Annotated in this window: 12 protein-coding genes and 30 tRNA genes; 1 reads left to right on the forward strand and 41 read right to left on the reverse strand. The window is 31.2% G+C overall.

Annotated features, from left to right (window positions below; genetic code table 11):
• Positions 1-536 precede the first annotated feature (536 nt).
• The 35 genes from FNZ64_RS07660 to FNZ64_RS07830 all read right to left on the reverse strand — a co-directional run bounded on the left by FNZ64_RS07660 (position 537) and on the right by FNZ64_RS07830 (position 7,472).
• A complete protein-coding gene (locus tag FNZ64_RS07660; RefSeq protein WP_142414235.1) occupies positions 537-1,253 on the reverse strand; it encodes a pseudouridine synthase in 717 nt (238 codons plus the stop codon).
• 133 nt (positions 1,254-1,386) lie between these two features.
• Positions 1,387-2,754 carry a triple tyrosine motif-containing protein gene (locus FNZ64_RS07665; protein ID WP_142414236.1) on the reverse strand — a complete coding sequence of 456 codons (1,368 nt, stop codon included), beginning with the start codon at positions 2,752-2,754 and terminating at the stop codon, positions 1,387-1,389.
• 97 nt (positions 2,755-2,851) lie between these two features.
• Positions 2,852-3,292 (reverse strand): YaiI/YqxD family protein, encoded by a 441-nt coding sequence (locus FNZ64_RS07670; RefSeq protein WP_142414237.1) that lies wholly within the window; start codon positions 3,290-3,292, stop codon positions 2,852-2,854.
• A 295-nt stretch (positions 3,293-3,587) separates the two neighbouring features.
• A tRNA-Arg gene (locus tag FNZ64_RS07675) sits at positions 3,588-3,664 on the reverse strand.
• 35 nt (positions 3,665-3,699) lie between these two features.
• Positions 3,700-3,773: transfer RNA gene (locus FNZ64_RS07680), tRNA-Gly, on the reverse strand.
• A gap of 25 nt (positions 3,774-3,798) precedes the next feature.
• Positions 3,799-3,874: transfer RNA gene (locus FNZ64_RS07685), tRNA-Gly, on the reverse strand.
• 2 nt (positions 3,875-3,876) lie between these two features.
• Positions 3,877-3,960 (reverse strand) — tRNA-Leu (locus FNZ64_RS07690).
• A gap of 5 nt (positions 3,961-3,965) precedes the next feature.
• Positions 3,966-4,041, reverse strand: a tRNA-Lys gene (locus FNZ64_RS07695).
• A gap of 6 nt (positions 4,042-4,047) precedes the next feature.
• Positions 4,048-4,122: transfer RNA gene (locus FNZ64_RS07700), tRNA-Gln, on the reverse strand.
• A gap of 3 nt (positions 4,123-4,125) precedes the next feature.
• A tRNA-Arg gene (locus FNZ64_RS07705) sits at positions 4,126-4,202 on the reverse strand.
• A 6-nt stretch (positions 4,203-4,208) separates the two neighbouring features.
• A tRNA-Gly gene (locus tag FNZ64_RS07710) sits at positions 4,209-4,282 on the reverse strand.
• A gap of 28 nt (positions 4,283-4,310) precedes the next feature.
• A tRNA-Pro gene (locus FNZ64_RS07715) sits at positions 4,311-4,386 on the reverse strand.
• A gap of 3 nt (positions 4,387-4,389) precedes the next feature.
• Positions 4,390-4,465: transfer RNA gene (locus tag FNZ64_RS07720), tRNA-Lys, on the reverse strand.
• Between the two features lie 5 nt (positions 4,466-4,470).
• Positions 4,471-4,547 (reverse strand) — tRNA-Arg (locus FNZ64_RS07725).
• A gap of 6 nt (positions 4,548-4,553) precedes the next feature.
• A tRNA-Gly gene (locus tag FNZ64_RS07730) sits at positions 4,554-4,627 on the reverse strand.
• 25 nt (positions 4,628-4,652) lie between these two features.
• Positions 4,653-4,728: transfer RNA gene (locus FNZ64_RS07735), tRNA-Gly, on the reverse strand.
• Between the two features lie 2 nt (positions 4,729-4,730).
• Positions 4,731-4,814, reverse strand: a tRNA-Leu gene (locus tag FNZ64_RS07740).
• Between the two features lie 5 nt (positions 4,815-4,819).
• Positions 4,820-4,895, reverse strand: a tRNA-Lys gene (locus FNZ64_RS07745).
• A gap of 4 nt (positions 4,896-4,899) precedes the next feature.
• Positions 4,900-4,974, reverse strand: a tRNA-Gln gene (locus tag FNZ64_RS07750).
• A gap of 3 nt (positions 4,975-4,977) precedes the next feature.
• Positions 4,978-5,054: transfer RNA gene (locus tag FNZ64_RS07755), tRNA-Arg, on the reverse strand.
• A 6-nt stretch (positions 5,055-5,060) separates the two neighbouring features.
• Positions 5,061-5,134, reverse strand: a tRNA-Gly gene (locus tag FNZ64_RS07760).
• A gap of 29 nt (positions 5,135-5,163) precedes the next feature.
• Positions 5,164-5,239, reverse strand: a tRNA-Pro gene (locus tag FNZ64_RS07765).
• A gap of 3 nt (positions 5,240-5,242) precedes the next feature.
• Positions 5,243-5,318, reverse strand: a tRNA-Lys gene (locus FNZ64_RS07770).
• A gap of 5 nt (positions 5,319-5,323) precedes the next feature.
• Positions 5,324-5,400: transfer RNA gene (locus tag FNZ64_RS07775), tRNA-Arg, on the reverse strand.
• A gap of 6 nt (positions 5,401-5,406) precedes the next feature.
• Positions 5,407-5,480: transfer RNA gene (locus FNZ64_RS07780), tRNA-Gly, on the reverse strand.
• 25 nt (positions 5,481-5,505) lie between these two features.
• A tRNA-Gly gene (locus FNZ64_RS07785) sits at positions 5,506-5,581 on the reverse strand.
• A gap of 2 nt (positions 5,582-5,583) precedes the next feature.
• Positions 5,584-5,667 (reverse strand) — tRNA-Leu (locus FNZ64_RS07790).
• Positions 5,668-5,672: 5 nt separating this feature from the next.
• Positions 5,673-5,748: transfer RNA gene (locus FNZ64_RS07795), tRNA-Lys, on the reverse strand.
• Between the two features lie 4 nt (positions 5,749-5,752).
• Positions 5,753-5,827: transfer RNA gene (locus FNZ64_RS07800), tRNA-Gln, on the reverse strand.
• Positions 5,828-5,830: 3 nt separating this feature from the next.
• Positions 5,831-5,906, reverse strand: a tRNA-His gene (locus FNZ64_RS07805).
• Between the two features lie 4 nt (positions 5,907-5,910).
• Positions 5,911-5,987: transfer RNA gene (locus FNZ64_RS07810), tRNA-Arg, on the reverse strand.
• Positions 5,988-5,993: 6 nt separating this feature from the next.
• Positions 5,994-6,067, reverse strand: a tRNA-Gly gene (locus tag FNZ64_RS07815).
• Between the two features lie 29 nt (positions 6,068-6,096).
• Positions 6,097-6,172, reverse strand: a tRNA-Pro gene (locus FNZ64_RS07820).
• 189 nt (positions 6,173-6,361) lie between these two features.
• Complete coding sequence (locus tag FNZ64_RS07825; protein ID WP_142414238.1) at positions 6,362-6,844, reverse strand: metallophosphoesterase; 483 nt, start codon at positions 6,842-6,844, stop codon at positions 6,362-6,364.
• A 28-nt stretch (positions 6,845-6,872) separates the two neighbouring features.
• On the reverse strand, positions 6,873-7,472 hold the full coding sequence (locus FNZ64_RS07830; protein WP_142414239.1) for an XTP/dITP diphosphatase: 600 nt from the start codon (positions 7,470-7,472) through the stop codon (positions 6,873-6,875).
• 452 nt (positions 7,473-7,924) lie between these two features.
• Between FNZ64_RS07830 and FNZ64_RS07835 the strand changes: the two genes are divergently transcribed.
• Positions 7,925-9,337, forward strand: a complete 1,413-nt coding sequence (locus FNZ64_RS07835; RefSeq protein ID WP_142414240.1) for a hypothetical protein — start codon at positions 7,925-7,927, stop codon at positions 9,335-9,337.
• A 135-nt stretch (positions 9,338-9,472) separates the two neighbouring features.
• Here the strand turns inward: FNZ64_RS07835 and FNZ64_RS07840 are convergent, their stop codons facing one another.
• From FNZ64_RS07840 to eno, 6 genes are all read right to left on the reverse strand, one after another.
• Positions 9,473-11,107 carry a peptide ABC transporter substrate-binding protein gene (locus FNZ64_RS07840; protein WP_142414241.1) on the reverse strand — a complete coding sequence of 545 codons (1,635 nt, stop codon included), beginning with the start codon at positions 11,105-11,107 and terminating at the stop codon, positions 9,473-9,475.
• Between the two features lie 384 nt (positions 11,108-11,491).
• Positions 11,492-13,483: an NAD-dependent DNA ligase LigA gene (ligA, locus tag FNZ64_RS07845; protein ID WP_142414242.1), complete on the reverse strand. Its 1,992-nt coding sequence runs from the start codon at positions 13,481-13,483 to the stop codon at positions 11,492-11,494.
• A 19-nt stretch (positions 13,484-13,502) separates the two neighbouring features.
• Entirely contained in the window at positions 13,503-15,707 is a 2,205-nt protein-coding gene (gene pcrA / locus FNZ64_RS07850) for a DNA helicase PcrA (RefSeq protein WP_142414243.1), read from the reverse strand.
• Between the two features lie 147 nt (positions 15,708-15,854).
• On the reverse strand, positions 15,855-16,121 hold the full coding sequence (locus FNZ64_RS07855; RefSeq protein WP_142414357.1) for a YerC/YecD family TrpR-related protein: 267 nt from the start codon (positions 16,119-16,121) through the stop codon (positions 15,855-15,857).
• 290 nt (positions 16,122-16,411) lie between these two features.
• On the reverse strand, positions 16,412-16,642 hold the full coding sequence (secG, locus tag FNZ64_RS07860; protein ID WP_142414244.1) for a preprotein translocase subunit SecG: 231 nt from the start codon (positions 16,640-16,642) through the stop codon (positions 16,412-16,414).
• 233 nt (positions 16,643-16,875) lie between these two features.
• Positions 16,876-18,177: a phosphopyruvate hydratase gene (gene eno / locus FNZ64_RS07865; protein WP_142414245.1), complete on the reverse strand. Its 1,302-nt coding sequence runs from the start codon at positions 18,175-18,177 to the stop codon at positions 16,876-16,878.
• Between the last annotated feature and the right edge of the window lie 38 nt (positions 18,178-18,215).

Raw genomic sequence — 18,215 nt, forward strand, 5'->3', positions numbered from 1 at the left:
ACTCTATGTATGTAGATTTTAATTTGTGGGAACACATTAATTATAGTTTGAGATTAATTATGGTGTAGGAATTTATTGGTAGTTATAACACACAAAAATAACGTACTATATATTAATATAATATTAATATACAGTACGTTAAATTTCCGTTATGTGTCGATGTTTTTTATTTAGGGGTTTCGACATTTTTTTTAAATTAATAACATTAGGGGATGGGGTGTTATTAATAATAAAAAGGGGGTTGTTTTTTCTTGCATAATTATTATATAAAATATTTTTACTTAAATCAATAGTTTTCTCTTGTAATCTTGTTAATTATTTGTTAAAACCAAATTTAACTTGCATATTTTATCAATAAAATTGTTTTTATATGCAAGTTAGAATTTTTTTAATGGCAATTGTATGAGGATTTTTATTCCATTATACTTAATATGGTTCTTAGTATAATTTTTTCATATGTTTTATTCTCATTATTTGCCTGTTTTTTTTATAAACCTCTTATTAATTTTAATATTTTTTAATACTTTTTGATAATTTTATATACTTTTTAAAATTTCTACTTCTTCCTCTGTAAGTTCTCTATAAGTTCCTTCTTCTAAATTGGGATCTAAACTTAAAGGTCCAAAACTTTCTCTCTTTAAATAAACCACTTCTTTTCCCCTACTTTGGAACATTCTCTTTACTTGATGAAATTTTCCTTCTTGAATAGTAACTATTACATTGGAACCATTAGGAGAAGATTCTAAAATCTCTAATTTTGCTGGCATACATTTATACATATCATCTAAGACAATACCATTTTTAAAGGCTATTATATCTTTTTCATCAACTTCTTTATCTATTTGAGCAAAATAAACCTTATCCACATGATTTTTAGGAGCTATTAGCTTATGATTTAATTCTCCATCATTAGTAAGTAGTAACATTCCTACAGTGTCCTTGTCTAATCTTCCTACTGGAAAAGGCTCAAAAACTTGATATTCTCTATCTAATAAATCGATCACTGTCTCATCATAGTTATCAAAAGTAGCTGAAACAACACCATCTGGTTTATTCATCATAAGATATATAAATTCTCTATATACTACACTTTCTTCCCCTACTAGAATTTTATCTTTATAAGGATCTACTTTAATACTACTATCCTTAACTATATCCCCGTTTACCTTAACTTCTTTTCTTTTTACTAAAATTTTCACTTCTTTTCTAGTTCCATATCCTAAATTAGCAAGTATTTTATCTAATCTTTCCATTTGTTTCTCCTTATTATTTATTATGTTGTATTTATTATTATATCAAACTCATTGCTTTAAGTGGAAATTTTTTATACTTATAATTCGCATTTTACAATACTCTTTAAACTATTATACAATATTATGTAGAAACTTACATAAAAGCATAGCTGTTAACTATAAATTCCTTACCTTGATTAACATAAAACTTATAAATAGCATAATTCTCATACTCTATATTCTTATGAAAACTTTTTGCTAAAACCAAGATCTTATAGTATCCCTTTTTAAAAGGTATCATGGTATAAAAATTCTTCTTACTATATTTTTGCACAAGTTCCCAATTATCATGCTTTAATATATAAAATTCATATAGTACATTTTTACCACCTAGGGTATTTGCCGTAAAAGTAACATCCTCATTGCATCTTATAAATTCTTTATCACATTCTAGGTCTATTCTCTCTATAGGTTTTGAATAATCTACATTAAGTGTGTAATCTACTACTTCATCAAATTTCTTTGTACTCTCTTTTTTCTTAACATAGAATTCAAACCTATATGTTCCTATACATCTTGGTAAAAATGAAAACTCACTAGATTCCTTATAGCCGATTTCTTCTATTAAAACTTCATCTATATAAAGCTTGTATTTTGTAAGTGTATTTTTAGGGTTTTCAGTCAAAATAGTAAAAACTATTTCTTCATCAATGGCATATTTATCTTTAGGATTTACTAATATATACTTTATTAATTTTTTATATTTATTAGTATTATTCTTAAACTCCTTAGCATCTTCTTCAAATTCCTTAATCTCATCTTCAATACCCTCAAAGTTTTGAATATTATCAGTAGAACTACTCGCTGCTTTTAAATGTTCTTCCTTTGTTTTAAGCTCTGTTTCCTTATTTACATTATCATATTTATTTTCTATATGACTTTCTTCTTCATCTAACTCCACTGCACTTTCAAAAAAAGACTCTTTATTCTTGTGATTTTTTTCATAATTATGATTTTCATTCTTCTCATCCTCAGATATATGATCAAATATATTTATTTTTTCATCATATGTATTCTTACTTTTAGTAGTAGAATCACTTTTTTCATTACAAAAATGACTTTCTTCATTATCTAAGATTTCTTTACCTTTAATATTTTTATTCTTAATATTTTTATTTTTTTTATCTTTATTTTCCTTATCTTTATTTTCTTCTTTAGAGGATTCTTCTATATGATTTTCATTTTTTATAAAATGTTCTGAACGTACTACATAATCAAAAGGCTTTTCACTGTTCTCACTTTTAGCTTGAACCATAATTAAATAATTTCCTTCTCGATTTTCATCCCAAAGAGTGTAATTCTTTTTATCAAAATCTCTTATTACTTTCCACATGCCATTTCTTCCAACTAGAAATTTATATAATAAAGGCTCATTATATCCCTGATTAACAAAAATACCAATTGCTTTTTCTCCATTTTCCATAAAAAAATTCTTATCAAAAGTAATTGTTAATTCATTCATAACATTACCTCCTATGTAAATATTTATATATATAACATTATACTATATTTACATATTATGGTACAGTATCTTTTGTATATTTTATACATTGAATTTATTATTTTTTATAATCATTTATAAGTTTATATAAGTTTTTAAATAACCTATTATCATCCTCAGCTGTTCGTTTCTTAGGGTTTGAGTGCTTTCCTCCCCCTCTTCTTATCTTATGAGATATATGCCTTTGCATTAGCATGCTATCTATATTTTTATCATTATAAATATACCCTTTAGGGTCTATGGCATATGCTTTTTTTGATAAGGCAATAGTAGCCACTCCATAGTCTTGAGTAACTACTATATCAAAAGAAGTAACAGCATTTGCTATCTTCATATCCACAGCTTGAAAGCCGCTATCTACATAAATCACTTCACCATAAGATATAGTTACAATACTATCTAAACTACAATAAAACATCAAGTCCAAAGAATTTTCTCTAGCTACCTTTTCTATAATATCTCTACCTGGACAAGCATCTGCATCTACTAAAATTCTCATATTTGTATCCTTTCTATACTATATTGTATATGTATAATTGATTTTTTAATTATTTCTATTTAAATAAGAATTACCTATATAAATATGTTTGCAAGTTTTTAAAATAAAATACTACTAATATTATAAATTAAAATACCGCATATTCTCTTGAATAATACAGTGTTTTAAAATATTATTATGTTTATTGTAACTTCATCAATTTCATTCCATAATTTTAGGTGAAATGCAAAAAAGCTTTACAGAACTAAAAGTCCTATAAAGCCTTGATGCTTCTACCCTACGTTATGTATCCCTTTGGTGCACCCAGCAGGAATTGAACCTGCGACCTTCAGATTCGAAGTCTGCAACTCTATCCAACTGAGCTATGGGTGCCCTTGCAAAGTTTTATTTAAAATTTTGCAAAAAAATGGAGCGGGTGAAGAGAATCGAACTCTCACAGCCAGCTTGGAAGGCTGGAACTCTACCATTGAGCTACACCCGCATGTACAAATTTTATATTTAATTAATGGAGCGGGAAACGGGGCTCAAACCCGCGACCTCCACCTTGGCAAGGTGGCGCTCTATCAACTGAGCTATTCCCGCATTGGTGCAGATGAAGGGAGTCGAACCCCCACGCCGAAGGCGCTAGATCCTAAGTCTAGTGCGTCTGCCAATTCCGCCACATCTGCATATTTGGTGATCTACCGGGGAATCGAACCCCGGACACCATGATTAAAAGTCATGTGCTCTACCGACTGAGCTAGTAGATCTTGTTTTGGCTGGGATAGCAGGATTTGAACCTACGAATGCCAGAGTCAAAGTCTGGTGCCTTACCGCTTGGCGATATCCCAGTATGGGGCGTCTTAAGGGAGTCGAACCCCTGGCACACGGCTTAGAAGGCCGTTGCTCTATCCAACTGAGCTAAAGACGCATATTCTGGAGCGGGTGAAGAGAATCGAACTCTCACAGCCAGCTTGGAAGGCTGGAACTCTACCATTGAGCTACACCCGCATGTGTAATTTCTTATATTTAGTTTAAGTGGTCGGGGTGACAGGGATTGAACCTGCGACCTCATGGTCCCAAACCACGCGCGCTCCCATCTGCGCCACACCCCGTTTTGGTGCGCTATCAGGGGATCGAACCCGGGACACCTTGATTAAGAGTCAAGTGCTCTACCAACTGAGCTAATAGCGCTTATATGGTGCGTCTTAAGGGAGTCGAACCCCTGGCACACGGCTTAGAAGGCCGTTGCTCTATCCAACTGAGCTAAAGACGCATATCTTGGAGCGGGTGAAGAGAATCGAACTCTCACAGCCAGCTTGGAAGGCTGGAACTCTACCATTGAGCTACACCCGCATGTGTATATTTTATATTTAGTTATTGGAGCGGGAAACGGGGCTCAAACCCGCGACCTCCACCTTGGCAAGGTGGCGCTCTATCAACTGAGCTATTCCCGCATTGGTGCAGATGAAGGGAGTCGAACCCCCACGCCGAAGGCGCTAGATCCTAAGTCTAGTGCGTCTGCCAATTCCGCCACATCTGCATATTTGGTGATCTACCGGGGAATCGAACCCCGGACACCATGATTAAAAGTCATGTGCTCTACCGACTGAGCTAGTAGATCTTATTGGCTGGGATAGCAGGATTTGAACCTACGAATGCCAGAGTCAAAGTCTGGTGCCTTACCGCTTGGCGATATCCCAATATGGTGCGTCTTAAGGGAGTCGAACCCCTGGCACACGGCTTAGAAGGCCGTTGCTCTATCCAACTGAGCTAAAGACGCATATTCTGGAGCGGGTGAAGAGAATCGAACTCTCACAGCCAGCTTGGAAGGCTGGAACTCTACCATTGAGCTACACCCGCATATGTATATTTCTTATATTTAGTTTAAGTGGTCGGGGTGACAGGGATTGAACCTGCGACCTCATGGTCCCAAACCACGCGCGCTCCCATCTGCGCCACACCCCGTTTTGGTGCGCTATCAGGGGATCGAACCCGGGACACCTTGATTAAGAGTCAAGTGCTCTACCAACTGAGCTAATAGCGCTTATATGGTGCGTCTTAAGGGAGTCGAACCCCTGGCACACGGCTTAGAAGGCCGTTGCTCTATCCAACTGAGCTAAAGACGCATATCTTGGAGCGGGTGAAGAGAATCGAACTCTCACAGCCAGCTTGGAAGGCTGGAACTCTACCATTGAGCTACACCCGCATGTGTATATTTTATATTTAGTTATTGGAGCGGGAAACGGGGCTCAAACCCGCGACCTCCACCTTGGCAAGGTGGCGCTCTATCAACTGAGCTATTCCCGCATTGGTGCAGATGAAGGGAGTCGAACCCCCACGCCGAAGGCGCTAGATCCTAAGTCTAGTGCGTCTGCCAATTCCGCCACATCTGCATATTTGGTGATCTACCGGGGAATCGAACCCCGGACACCATGATTAAAAGTCATGTGCTCTACCGACTGAGCTAGTAGATCTTATTGGCTGGGATAGCAGGATTTGAACCTACGAATGCCAGAGTCAAAGTCTGGTGCCTTACCGCTTGGCGATATCCCAATATGGGGTGAACGATGGGATTCGAACCCACGACAGCCAGAGCCACAATCTGGTGCTCTACCAACTGAACTACGTCCACCATATGGTGCGTCTTAAGGGAGTCGAACCCCTGGCACACGGCTTAGAAGGCCGTTGCTCTATCCAACTGAGCTAAAGACGCATATCCTGGAGCGGGTGAAGAGAATCGAACTCTCACAGCCAGCTTGGAAGGCTGGAACTCTACCATTGAGCTACACCCGCATGTGTATACTTCTTATATTTAGTTTAAGTGGTCGGGGTGACAGGGATTGAACCTGCGACCTCATGGTCCCAAACCACGCGCGCTCCCATCTGCGCTACACCCCGTTTTCTTATTATATATCTTATGATTTATTAAGATATATTTTATAAGTTTTGTTAGTTGTTTTCCTAACGACATGGTTTATTCTACACTATATAAATAATTTCGTCAATACTTTTTTTGATTTTTTTTGCTTATTTTAAAAAACTGTTTACTTGTTGCCTTTAAATCACTGTTTTTAAGGCATTTTATTGCTATATCTCTATTATACTAGGTATTATTCTACCATCCAAAATCTCAATTAAAGCTAAAGTATTATTTTTCGCCCTAGATAAAGCTATACTACCTGGATTGATAATCCATATACCTTCCTCATATTCAATGCTTGGAATATGGGTATGACCATATAAAACAATATTTGCTTCTAATTCCATAGCTCTATATTGCAATCTAAATATATTTTCTTTTACACCATATTTATGTCCATGAGTTGCTAAAATTTTAATTCCATCTATATTAATTAACTTTTCATCTAACTCTTTAGCTAGATTACTATTTAAAAAATCACAGTTTCCTTTTACGTTTACTATTTTTCCCTTAAACTCCTTAGAAAATTCATCTACATCTTCAACATTATCTCCTAAATGAAATAGGTAATCTGCTTTTTTTATCTTCCCTAATGCTTTTCTTATAGAAGTATTATCTCCATGACTATCACTTACCACTGCAATTAGCATTTTATACCCTCCATTCTGTGAATTTTCTTTAACCTATTGCTGCCTTTAACTCTTCTTTTAATTTTTTAAGTGCCTTTGCTCTATGACTTATAGAATTTTTCTCCTCTTTAGTCATTTCACCAAAACTCTTCTTAAATTCTTCTACATAGAATAATGGGTCGTACCCAAATCCCCCATTGCCAGTTAATTCTTCTAATATTGTTCCCTCTACTTCACCTTGTACTTTTATACATTTGTTATGGTCTAATACTAAAACCATAGCACATATAAATTTCCCGCCTCTCTCTTCCTTAGGAATCCCTTTTAATTTTTCTAATAACCTTTCATTATTTTTCTTATCATTCCCATGTTCTCCTGAATATCTTGCAGAATAAATTCCTGGTTCTCCGTTTAAGTATTTAATTGAAAGTCCAGAATCATCTGCAAGAACATAGCAATCACTTTTAAGGTCAAAAATAGCTTTAGCTTTTAAAAAAGCATTTTCTATAAATGTCGTACCTGTCTCTTCAACATCTATATTAATGCCTTCATCCTTTAAAGAACAAACTTCTAAATTCATATCTTTTAATATAGATTTTATCTCTTTTATTTTATTTTCATTATTACTTGCAACTATTAATTTCTTCATATTATACCCCTAGATTTTTTTATTAAAGTTTACCCAACTCTCTTATAAACTTCAATTAATATTTGTAATATTTGTTTGAAAAATTTTTTATTTTAAATAGTTATTTTAAAATTATAATTTTATTACTTTATATACTATTTTAACATTAATTTTATTTTATTTTAATACCTTTGTAATCTTTTATTATTTTTTATATTCTTCTTAAGTAATCACTTTCTTTTATTTTGTCCAAATCAACATAGATTATATGTATGCTATAGAAGCTGAAACAGCTGTTATCCTCTTTAATATAGAAGGATTTAAAATAGATTACTATGTATACTATATCCTTGTATTTAAATCTAAGCTTCTGTATTTACAAGTCAAAAACAAAGTTTTTTAGGTATTTAAGCAACTTTTACTTATTAATATCATATTATTTTTATAAGGACTAATTTATGGTGGTGTTATATTTGAAATTTATAGGACCTTTTTTAAGAATCAACTCTTTAAATGAAAATAATATAAGTAGTCAATTATTTCATTTAAGCAAAGAATCGTTAAATCGTATTGTTTTACACTCTAAATGTGGTATTCCAATAGCTCCTCAAGAGCTAAACAAACATATGCCTAAAACTGACTTTAATTCAATTAAGGGTTTTTCTCCACTACTATGTGTATATAAAAAAGCTAGTGCTAAATTGTCTACAGAAAATCACAAGTTATGTTGGAACACAGAAAAATTCAAAAAAGAAATACCAATATTAAGTAATGCACTAATGACCCTATGCCTTTTAGAACTTTGTGATTATTATAAAGGCTTTAAGGCTATCGATAAGAAAAAATACAGTAATTATGAAATTTATTCTGCTTTAGCAAAATGTCAATTACAGTTCTATGTATCTAACCTTAGAAATGTAGATGGTGTTTTTGTAGACAAACTTCATGATTCTGAATTGTTTAGTGAAGACTTAGTACTGTCAGACAAGAAAAACACATTTAAATTCTCTGAACAAGCCTTTTTAATGAATGCATATTATAGATATTCTATGCTATTTGAAGAAGATTTAAAAAAAGATGAAAATAGTTATGCAAAGGAATACAGAAAGTTTTCCCTAGATATATTAAATTTATTTATGGACTGTAGAGAATATATTTATGAAAATTCTTTTTCAGAAAAATTAAAACTATTTTCAGCTTTAAATTTATTCTATAACTATAGTAGAATGGATGATTTAAAACCTTTACTTTTAGATTTATATGATTTAATTTTAGAAGAATACCATATGGGAGCAACAGATAAAAGCGATGACAAAGTTTTATATGATAGTTTACTTTTACTAAATTCTAATTTTATGTATAAAAATTTAAATTTCTTAAGAGCTAAAGAATTTAGTGAGGATCTTCATAAAAACTTAATTTCAATTTACGACAAAGACTTAGGTCTTTATGTAAAAACTCCAGAAGAAAAAACTTGTGAATATAATTCAACAGAATTAATTTCATATCTTATGTCTTTAATTACCTTTAATAAGACTTTTGAAGATGATATTGAAGATGATGATAATTCTATTATTGAATCTGTATATAAAAATGGTATAGCTAATTCCGGTTTAGTTTTAAGTTGGCCAGATACCCCTAACTTAAATGATCCTGAAAGATATAGGGATTTCTATAAGGACTCAGAAAATTTATTAGATGAAGATTACTTTAGAATGCAAACTTTGCCTACTCCTGAAAACAATGAATTAGCACCAGTGTTTGTAAAAAAGATTACTTATAATAGGAAAAAACATGAATTTAAAGTTAGTAAATCTAGTTTTTACAGTACAAAAAATATGACAATTTTCTTTATGAGTATTTTTTTGTATAATAATTTCGCATAACTCTTAATATACTAAATGTGTAGGCATGATTATTATTCATGCCTACTTGATTATTCAAAACTCTCTCTTTAAGACTTGTAAACTTATACTAAGTTTACAAGTCTATTTTTTTATCCATGACTAGCCGCTCTAATGCTAAGAACCTTCTCTATCTATATAAGCATAGTTAAAATACAAGTTACCATTTTTATTTGCTTCAACTCCCTTAACATAATTCTTTTTACATATTGCAGTTTTTAAATTTAAAAAAGGTATTAAGGGCATATCTTTTAATAATAATTCTTCTCCCTTTCTTATATACTCAATTTTTCTCATATGATTCTGCTCGTTTTTTGCTTTGTTTACATAATGATCAAAATTAATATTTTCATATCCTGTATAAAAACTATTAGAACCTATTTTCCATTCATTTAGAAAACATATTGGATTATCAAAGGTGCCTGAAAACTCCAATAATGCCATATGGAATTTTCCATCTTCTAGCTTTTTATTTAGTTCACTTTCTTCATACTCTTCTAAATTTACTTTAATATCTAAAGCTTGTTCTAATTCATTTTTAATATTCTCACTTAAAATTTTATTTGTATTATCTTTTTTATAAATTAGCGTAATAACCTGCTGCTTTGTATTTAAGTTTGATTTTTTTAAATAATCTCTCGCTACAGTGATATTTGGTTTAAATAAACTATAATCTCTCTCTCCTAAATCTCCACCTCTTTCATTGCTAGTTGCACTTGGTATAATACTACCTGTTAAAATAGTATTTTTGTTATCTATAATATCTGAAACAATCTCACGTGAAAGAGAGTGCTTTATACTCTGTCTAAAATTTATGTTTCCACTTACTTCTGAATTCTTAAGGTTGAATACTAGATTTAAGGTTTTAAAAGAAGGATATAATTCTATATACTCCTTTTCCCATAATCTATTTATTTCATTTTTAGGGGGATCTACTAAAAGGTCTATACTAGGATTGTCTTTTTCAAATTTTATTAAGGCATCTGTTTGATTTTCTACTGCAATAAAATCTATTCTATTAGAAAGAACCTTTTCCTCTTCCCAATAGTGCTTATTTTTATTTAATAGTATTTCCTTTTCATCTTTTATATTATTATCATCTTTTATATTATTAATTGTAAAGGGACCTGTGAATTTTACTCTATGATAATTTCCTAGGTAATTATCTGTAAACACATTTTTTTCTCTTAAAGTTAGTAATGGATGGCTTAATATATTTAAAAAATAGTTGCATTGATTGTTAAGCCTTATTTCTAAAACATTAGGCTCCTTTGCATTTATAGCCACATCTTCAAATTCTCTTCTTCCATTCATGTATTGACTAACTCCGTAAATGCACTTTAATTCTTTTATATATTCATTATTTTTCCCCTCTTTTAATATCCACTGAAAAAACTCTCTAAAGTCTTCTGCTGTAATCTTATTTCCATTACTCCATTTAGCATCTTCCCTAATTTTAAATTTATAACTTAATCCATCTTTACTAATAGTCCAATCATCTGCTATGGCTGGAAGTATGTTTCCCTTGCTATCTTCCTTTACTAAGCCTTCAAATATAGCAAATAGCAAGTCTTTTTCTCTTATGTTGTTATTGTCTAGCATACTTAAATCTTTAGGTATTTTTTCTATGTTGTAAACTAAGTAATCTCTATTTTCAAATTTTATTCCTTCTTTTTTCTCTATACATCCACTTAGAGTAAACGTAAAAAAGGAAATAATAAAAATAAGGGCTAGTTTTGATTTTCTCTTCATTAATATCTTCCTTTCTAAAAAAATAAAAGGTTTCCACTCTAATGCTCCTATAGCACTCTGTGAAAGCTATTCCTACTAAATCCAAGCTCTGGACTCTCTGCTTTTCTTCAAAGTAAGAGAAAAGAGTGGTTACGAATTCTTCTTATAATTATTGCCTCCATTATAAAACTTTAAACAGTGAAATAAAAAAAACTGCTTGTATAAATTAAATATTTTACAAGCAGTTTTAAACCCTATTATCTTTATTAAAATTTAAAGCTATAAGTAAATATATAAGTACTTACCTGAAAACTTAGTAATATAGATATTTACTTACTTTAAAAATTATAATTCACCTACACTTTTATAAAACTGTAGGCATGTAATAATAATACTTACTTTAAACTATTTTATAGAGTCCTTAAATTCTTCTTCGCTTATTACTTTTACACCTAATTCTAAAGCCTTATCATACTTTGACCCTGGTTCTTTTCCAACTAAAACATAATCTGTTTTTTTACTTACACTTCCTGATACCTTTGCACCTAGAGACTCTAATTTTTCTTTTATTTCACTTCTTGAATAAGACTCTAAGCTTCCTGTAACTACTACAGTCTTCCCATCATAAATACTTTCTTCCTTATTTTCTTCTTCATAGATAGGCTTAACCCCTAAGGATAAAATTTCATTGATATTGTATACTATTTTATCATCTTCAAAGAAATCAACTACACATTTAGCTATAATTTCTCCTACATCTGAGACTTCTAGTAATTCTTCCATAGAGGCATTTTTAATATTTTCTAGTGATTTAAATTTTGCAGTTATATCCTTTGCAGTTTTCTTCCCTACGTTCGGTATTCCTAATGCATACAAGAAAGAGGCAAGATCACATTGTTTACTATTTTCTATGGCATCAATTAAATTCTGAGCTTTTTTAGGTCCAAACCTCTCTAATTGAAGTAACTCTTCTTTTTTTATTTTATATAGATCAGCTATTGATTTTATATGTAGTTCTTCAAATAACTGTTCTGCAGTTTTCTCACTAAATCCACCTATATCCATAGCTTCTCTACTCGCAAAATGAACTATGCTTTTTACTAATTGTGGTTTACATGATAGGGTATTTTCACAGAAATAATGTGCCCCATCTAATCTTATTTCACTTCCACAACTTGGGCAAAACTTAGGTGGTAGAATTTCTTGTAGTTCTCCCTCTTCTTCAACTACCCCTAAAATTTCTGGTATAACATCATTAGAACGCCTAATTATTACTGTGGATCCTAATTTTACAGCTTTTCTTTCTATGTCTTCCATATTGTTTAAGGTAGCTCTTTTAACTGTGGCTCCTGCAATTTCTACTGGTTCTAAAATAGCTGTAGGACTCACTCTTCCACTTCTTCCAACATTCCACTCTACACTTAATAACTTTGTAGTTTCCTCTTCCGCTTTAAACTTATAGGCAATAGCCCATTTAGGAAATTTTACTGTATACCCTAAAATCTCTCTAGTTTTAATATGATTAACAGCTATTACTATGCCATCAATATCATAATTCAAATCATCTCTTATATCTTTTATATATTGAATTTCCTTTTCGATTTCTTCTATAGTAGAACACTCTTTAATATAATTGTCCACTGGGAAGCCCTTATCTTTTATAAAATCCAACATTTCTATATAGGTATTAAATTCATGTTCTTTAGTATAACTTATATCATAAAAAAATGCAGATAAATTTCTTTTTCTTGTTTCTCCAATGTTTAAATTTCTTAAGGCACCGGCAGCCCCGTTTCTAAGATTTTTAAGAGGCACTGCAGCATTTTTATTGTACTCTTCAAAAGCTTCTTTTGTCATTATAGCTTCCCCATGAATTTCAAATAAAAAATCATTGTCTATTTTAAGAGGAATTGTCTTTATGGTTTTTGCTTGTTCTGTAACATTTTCACCAACTACTCCAGTACCCCTAGTTGCTGCTGTAACTAGTATGCCCTCTTCATCATAGGTGCAATTAAGAGTTAAGCCATCAAATTTCTTAGTTAATATATAAGTAGGTTCTGGTAACTTTTCTTCATTTATAAGATTATATTCTCTTATGGCTTTTAAATTTCTATTATGCCACTCTCTTATTCCCTCTACGCTTTGAGATTTATCTAAACTCCAAAGTGGTGCTAAATGGGTATGTTTTTTAAACTCTGGAAGAACCCTATCTCCAACCCTTTGAGTTGGAGAATACGGGAGAACTTCGCCTAGTTCTTTTTCTAAACTAACTAATTTATCGTATAATTTATCATACTCTGCATCAGATACACTTGGAGTATCTAGTGCATAGTATTCACGTGCATACTGGTTTAATTTTTCTATTAATTCTATCATTTCATTTCTTTTATTATCCATGGACTTTCCTCCTAAGAAATTATAGAAGTTCTAAAGGAGCTATTTCTAAGCTCAATTTTTTTATTCCCATATTATTAAAAGCAATAGTAAGTAAAACTCCATTTTTATCCTTAGATACATTTATAATAGTACCTTCACCAAAACTAGAATGTTTTACTTTTCTACCTGGGACAGCTTCATTTGAATCTAAGGTTGGTCTATTAGTATTATTAGTATTGTTTGTATTACTAGCTGTGTCTCCTCTATAGATTCCCCTAGAATTCATACTGTTTTTTAATACATTCATGCCCCTACTTCCATTTATATCTTCCTTTAATTTTAATGGAATTTCATCTATAAAATCTGAAGTACCATAAGATACTGTCCTTCCAAATACCATTCTGCTTTGAGCTGATGTCATATATAGTATTTCCTGTGCTCTAGTTATAGCAACATAGCATAGTCTTCTAGACTCTTCCATTTCAGAATTACTATTTAATGAAGTTTCACTAGGGAATAATCCATTTTCCATTCCCACCATAAATACCACTGGGAACTCTAACCCCTTTGAACTATGAATTGTCATTAAAACTACACTATCTGCCTCTTCATCATAGTTATCTACATCAGAAACTAAGGTAATCTTTTCTAAGAAAGCACCTAAGGTTTTATCCTCTGAATTTCTTTCAAATTCAACAGCTTCTGAAACTAACTCTTTTAAGTTTTCAACTCTACTTTTATCCTCTATATCCTTAGAATTTTCTAATTCCTTTAAATATCCTGTCTTATCTAAGATAATTTTTATTAGCTGAGATATATTAGTTTCATTTTTAATGGTAATAAACTCATTTATTAAACTTGTAAACTTACTAATTGAAGTTATATTTCTTGCTGTAAGTCCTGGTACAAAACCTGCATCTAAAAGAGTGCTGTATAGACACTCTCCTGTATAATTTGAGAATTCTATCACTTTTCCTACTGTAGTATCTCCTATACTTCTCTTCGGCACATTAATTATTCTTTGAACACTTATATCATCTAAAGGATTATTTATAAGTTTTAAATAAGCTAAAATATCCTTTATTTCTTTTCTATCATAGAACTTTAACCCACCAACTATCCTATAAGGAACACCTTCTCTTCTAAGTGCTTCTTCAAATATACGAGATTGGGAGTTCATTCTATATAATATAGCAAAATCTTTATAACAACTATCAGTAGAATTTTTTATCTTTTTAATTTCATTTACAACAAAACTAGCTTCATCAGTATCTCTGAAAGCTCTATATAATCTTATCTTTTCTCCTTCTTCTTTTGTGCTCTTTAAAACCTTATTTTTTCTCTGTGCATTGTTTCTAATAACAGAGTTAGCAGCATCTAATATGGTTCCCTTTGAACGATAGTTTTTTTCAAGTTTTACTACCTTTGCCTTTTCAAAGTCCTTTTCAAAGCCAAGTATGTTTTTAATGTTGGCCCCTCTCCACTCGTAGATACATTGATCATCATCACCAACTACACAAATATTGTCATGAGCCTGTGCAAGAAGTTTTACTAATTCATATTGAGCTTCATTGGTATCTTGGTACTCATCTACCAATATGTACTTAAATTTTCTCTGATAGAATTCCAATACATCCTCATGTTCCTTAAAAAGTTGTACGGTTTTAAAAATTAAATCATCAAAATCTAGGGCATTGTTTGCTTTAAGTTTCTTTTGATATAAAAGATATACATCTGCTATTTTATTTTTTCTAAAATCTGATTCATTTTTTATTTTGTAGTTTTCTGCAGTTTGCATATTATTTTTACAATCTGAAATTTTATTAATAATCTCTCTATCTGTAATATCTTTTTCATTTATATCAAGTTCTTTAGTACACTGCTTTATTAAAGTTTTTTGATCGTATGTATCGTATATTGTAAAATTCTTATTATATCCTAATTTGTCTATTTCTCTTCTTAAAATCCTAACACAGGTAGAGTGAAAGGTAGAGACCCACATATTGTCTGCCTGTTCTCCTATTAACTTTTTTATTCTATCTTTCATTTCACCTGCTGCTTTATTTGTAAAAGTAATTGCTAATATTTCATAAGGTTTTATATTTAAATCTTGTACCATATGAGCTATTCTATAGGTTAAAACTCTTGTTTTTCCAGAACCTGCTCCTGCTAAAATAAGTAGGGGGCCCTTCACTGTAATAGCTGCTTCATATTGTTCCTCATTTAAAAGGTTTTTTAAATCCATTTCATCACTCCTTCTTTTTTATAAGGAAATTTAAGTTTATTATTTATAATTATATCATATATATAGACTTTTTAATCAAAAAAATCGAACTTATATTCGCATTTTTAAATAAATTAAGAACCCATAAAAGGTTCTTAGTTTATTAATCTATTTTTTATTTTCTAATCTATCTAAAACTAGATCATAGCCTTCATTGCCATAACTTAGTGCCCTATTTACTCTACTTATGGTAGCAGTACTAGCTCCTGTTAAGTTTGCAATGTCTATATATGTCTTTTTTTCTTTAAGCATTTTAGCCACTTGTAATCTTTGTTTTAATGCATTTATTTCATTTATAGTACAAATATCTTCAAAAAAGCTATAACACTCTTCTTTATCTTGTAAGCTTAATATGGCATCAAAAAGATAATCCATATCTTCACTTTGTAATCTGGAATTCAACCCCACGGAATACCACTCCTTTTTACTTATAGGTTTATGTATTATACTTTAATTATACCATTTAAAATGATATAATCCTACGAAAAGAAAAAACTCACACCTATAATGCGAGTTTTAAACATTAACTTAGAAATCCTTATCCAGGGACGTATCGCTCTTTACTCCTCCTTTAAAGAAAGCAGAGAATTCAAACCCTCCATTTGGTAGGAGTCGCTTTCACAGAGTGTAATGGGAGTATTAGAGCAGATAGTCATCTAGTAAAACTATTTTACTATGTTAAGTCCTATAACAACTAGAGCAAAAAGAGCTGAAGATATCATAGTAATTCTAGCTAATGTAGCCTCATAAGTTCTAATTTTATTTTTAGAAAAATAGTTTTCGTTTCCACCTGAAATTAAACTTGTAATGCCATCACTTTTACTTGGTTGAAGCATAACTGAAACTATAATTATAATTGAAAGTATTATTAGAGCGATATTTAAAAACATTTTCATATTTTTACTTGGTTAAGAAACCTTTATGAAACTTAACCTTACCCCTTTCTTAATTTATATTCTTCATAGTTAACTAAGAATTATTTTAGCATATAAATTAATACTTTACAATGCAGTATGTATTGGGTAGACGTAAAATAAAATAATTATTTTCATACTACTCCATGTGTTCCTGTACTGGATGCAGAAATATTTAGAGAACCCATAGTTCATGGGTTCTCTAAATTAAATACTTATTTTTTTATATTATAGAAGGCTTTCATCCCTCTATACTCACCCATTTCTCCTAATTCTTGCTCAATTCTTAATAATTGGTTGTATTTTGCAACTCTTTCACTTCTTGCTGGCGCTCCTGTTTTTATTTGACCTGCATTTACAGCTACAACTAAGTCTGCTATAGTTGTATCTTCTGTCTCTCCTGATCTATGAGATATAACTGCTGTATATCCTGCTCTCTCTGCCATTTCTATAGCATTTAATGTTTCTGTTAATGTACCAATTTGATTTAATTTAATTAAGATGGAGTTAGCTGTTTTGCTTTCTATGCCTTTTGATAATCTTTCTGTATTAGTTACAAATAGATCGTCTCCAACTAATTGAATTTTTGAGCCTAGTTTTTCAGTCATTATTCTCCAGCCTTCCCAATCCTCTTCAGCCATACCGTCTTCTATAGAGATTATTGGGTATTTTTCTACTAGGTCTACATAGAAATCAACCATTTCTTCTGGTGTTAAAGTTTTTCCTTCACCTTTTAATTCGTACTTATTAGTTTCTGTGTTAAAGAATTCAGAAGATGCTGGGTCTAGTGCTATAAATATTTCCTCTCCTGCTTTATATCCTGCTTTTCCTACTGCTTCTAATATAACTGTTATAGCTTCTTCATTAGAGTTTAAGTTTGGTGCAAATCCACCTTCATCACCAACACCAGTTGATAATCCTTTTGATTTTAAAATTGATTTTAATGCATGGTAAACCTCAGCACACATTCTTAAAGCTTCACTAAAGCATTTAGCTCCAACTGGCATTATCATAAATTCTTGTAGGTCAACGTTGTTATCTGCGTGTTTTCCACCATTCATAATGTTCATCATTGGAACTGGCAGAACTTTAGCATTAACTCCTCCTACATATTGATATAAGCTCATGCCTAAATGTTTTGCAGCTGCATCTGCACATGCTAGTGATACACCTAACATAGCATTTGCTCCTAATTTCCCTTTATTTGCAGTTCCATCAAGTTCAATCATAGTTTTATCTATAGCAACTTGATCTAATACATTCATACCTATTAATTCTTCAGCAATTAATGTGTTTACGTTGTCTACTGCTTTTAAAACACCTTTTCCATTATAAAACTCTTTATCCTCATCTCTTAATTCTACAGCTTCAAACATTCCTGTAGATGCCCCTGAAGGTACAGCTGCTCTTCCTACTGTTCCATCTTCAAGCATAACTTCTACTTCTACAGTAGGAAATGCCCTTGAGTCTAAAATTTGAATAGCTTGGATATCAATAATTTCAACATATCTTTTCATATTTTTCCCTCCGATAATTAGACTTACAACTTTAATAT

The organism is Hathewaya massiliensis (genome assembly GCF_902143515.1).
Lineage (GTDB): Bacteria > Bacillota > Clostridia > Clostridiales > Clostridiaceae > Hathewaya > Hathewaya massiliensis.

Coding starts and splice junctions, on each gene's coding strand:
- secG (WP_142414244.1), bottom strand. CDS start 16,642: ATGAAAATGTTTTTAAATATCGCTCTAATAATACTTTCAATTATAATT.
- pcrA (WP_142414243.1), bottom strand. CDS start 15,707: ATGGATTTAAAAAACCTTTTAAATGAGGAACAATATGAAGCAGCTATT.
- ligA (WP_142414242.1), bottom strand. CDS start 13,483: ATGGATAATAAAAGAAATGAAATGATAGAATTAATAGAAAAATTAAAC.
- FNZ64_RS07855 (WP_142414357.1), bottom strand. CDS start 16,121: ATGGATTATCTTTTTGATGCCATATTAAGCTTACAAGATAAAGAAGAG.
- FNZ64_RS07825 (WP_142414238.1), bottom strand. CDS start 6,844: ATGCTAATTGCAGTGGTAAGTGATAGTCATGGAGATAATACTTCTATA.
- FNZ64_RS07665 (WP_142414236.1), bottom strand. CDS start 2,754: ATGAATGAATTAACAATTACTTTTGATAAGAATTTTTTTATGGAAAAT.
- FNZ64_RS07840 (WP_142414241.1), bottom strand. CDS start 11,107: ATGAAGAGAAAATCAAAACTAGCCCTTATTTTTATTATTTCCTTTTTT.
- FNZ64_RS07670 (WP_142414237.1), bottom strand. CDS start 3,292: ATGAGAATTTTAGTAGATGCAGATGCTTGTCCAGGTAGAGATATTATA.
- FNZ64_RS07830 (WP_142414239.1), bottom strand. CDS start 7,472: ATGAAGAAATTAATAGTTGCAAGTAATAATGAAAATAAAATAAAAGAG.
- FNZ64_RS07660 (WP_142414235.1), bottom strand. CDS start 1,253: ATGGAAAGATTAGATAAAATACTTGCTAATTTAGGATATGGAACTAGA.
- eno (WP_142414245.1), bottom strand. CDS start 18,177: ATGAAAAGATATGTTGAAATTATTGATATCCAAGCTATTCAAATTTTA.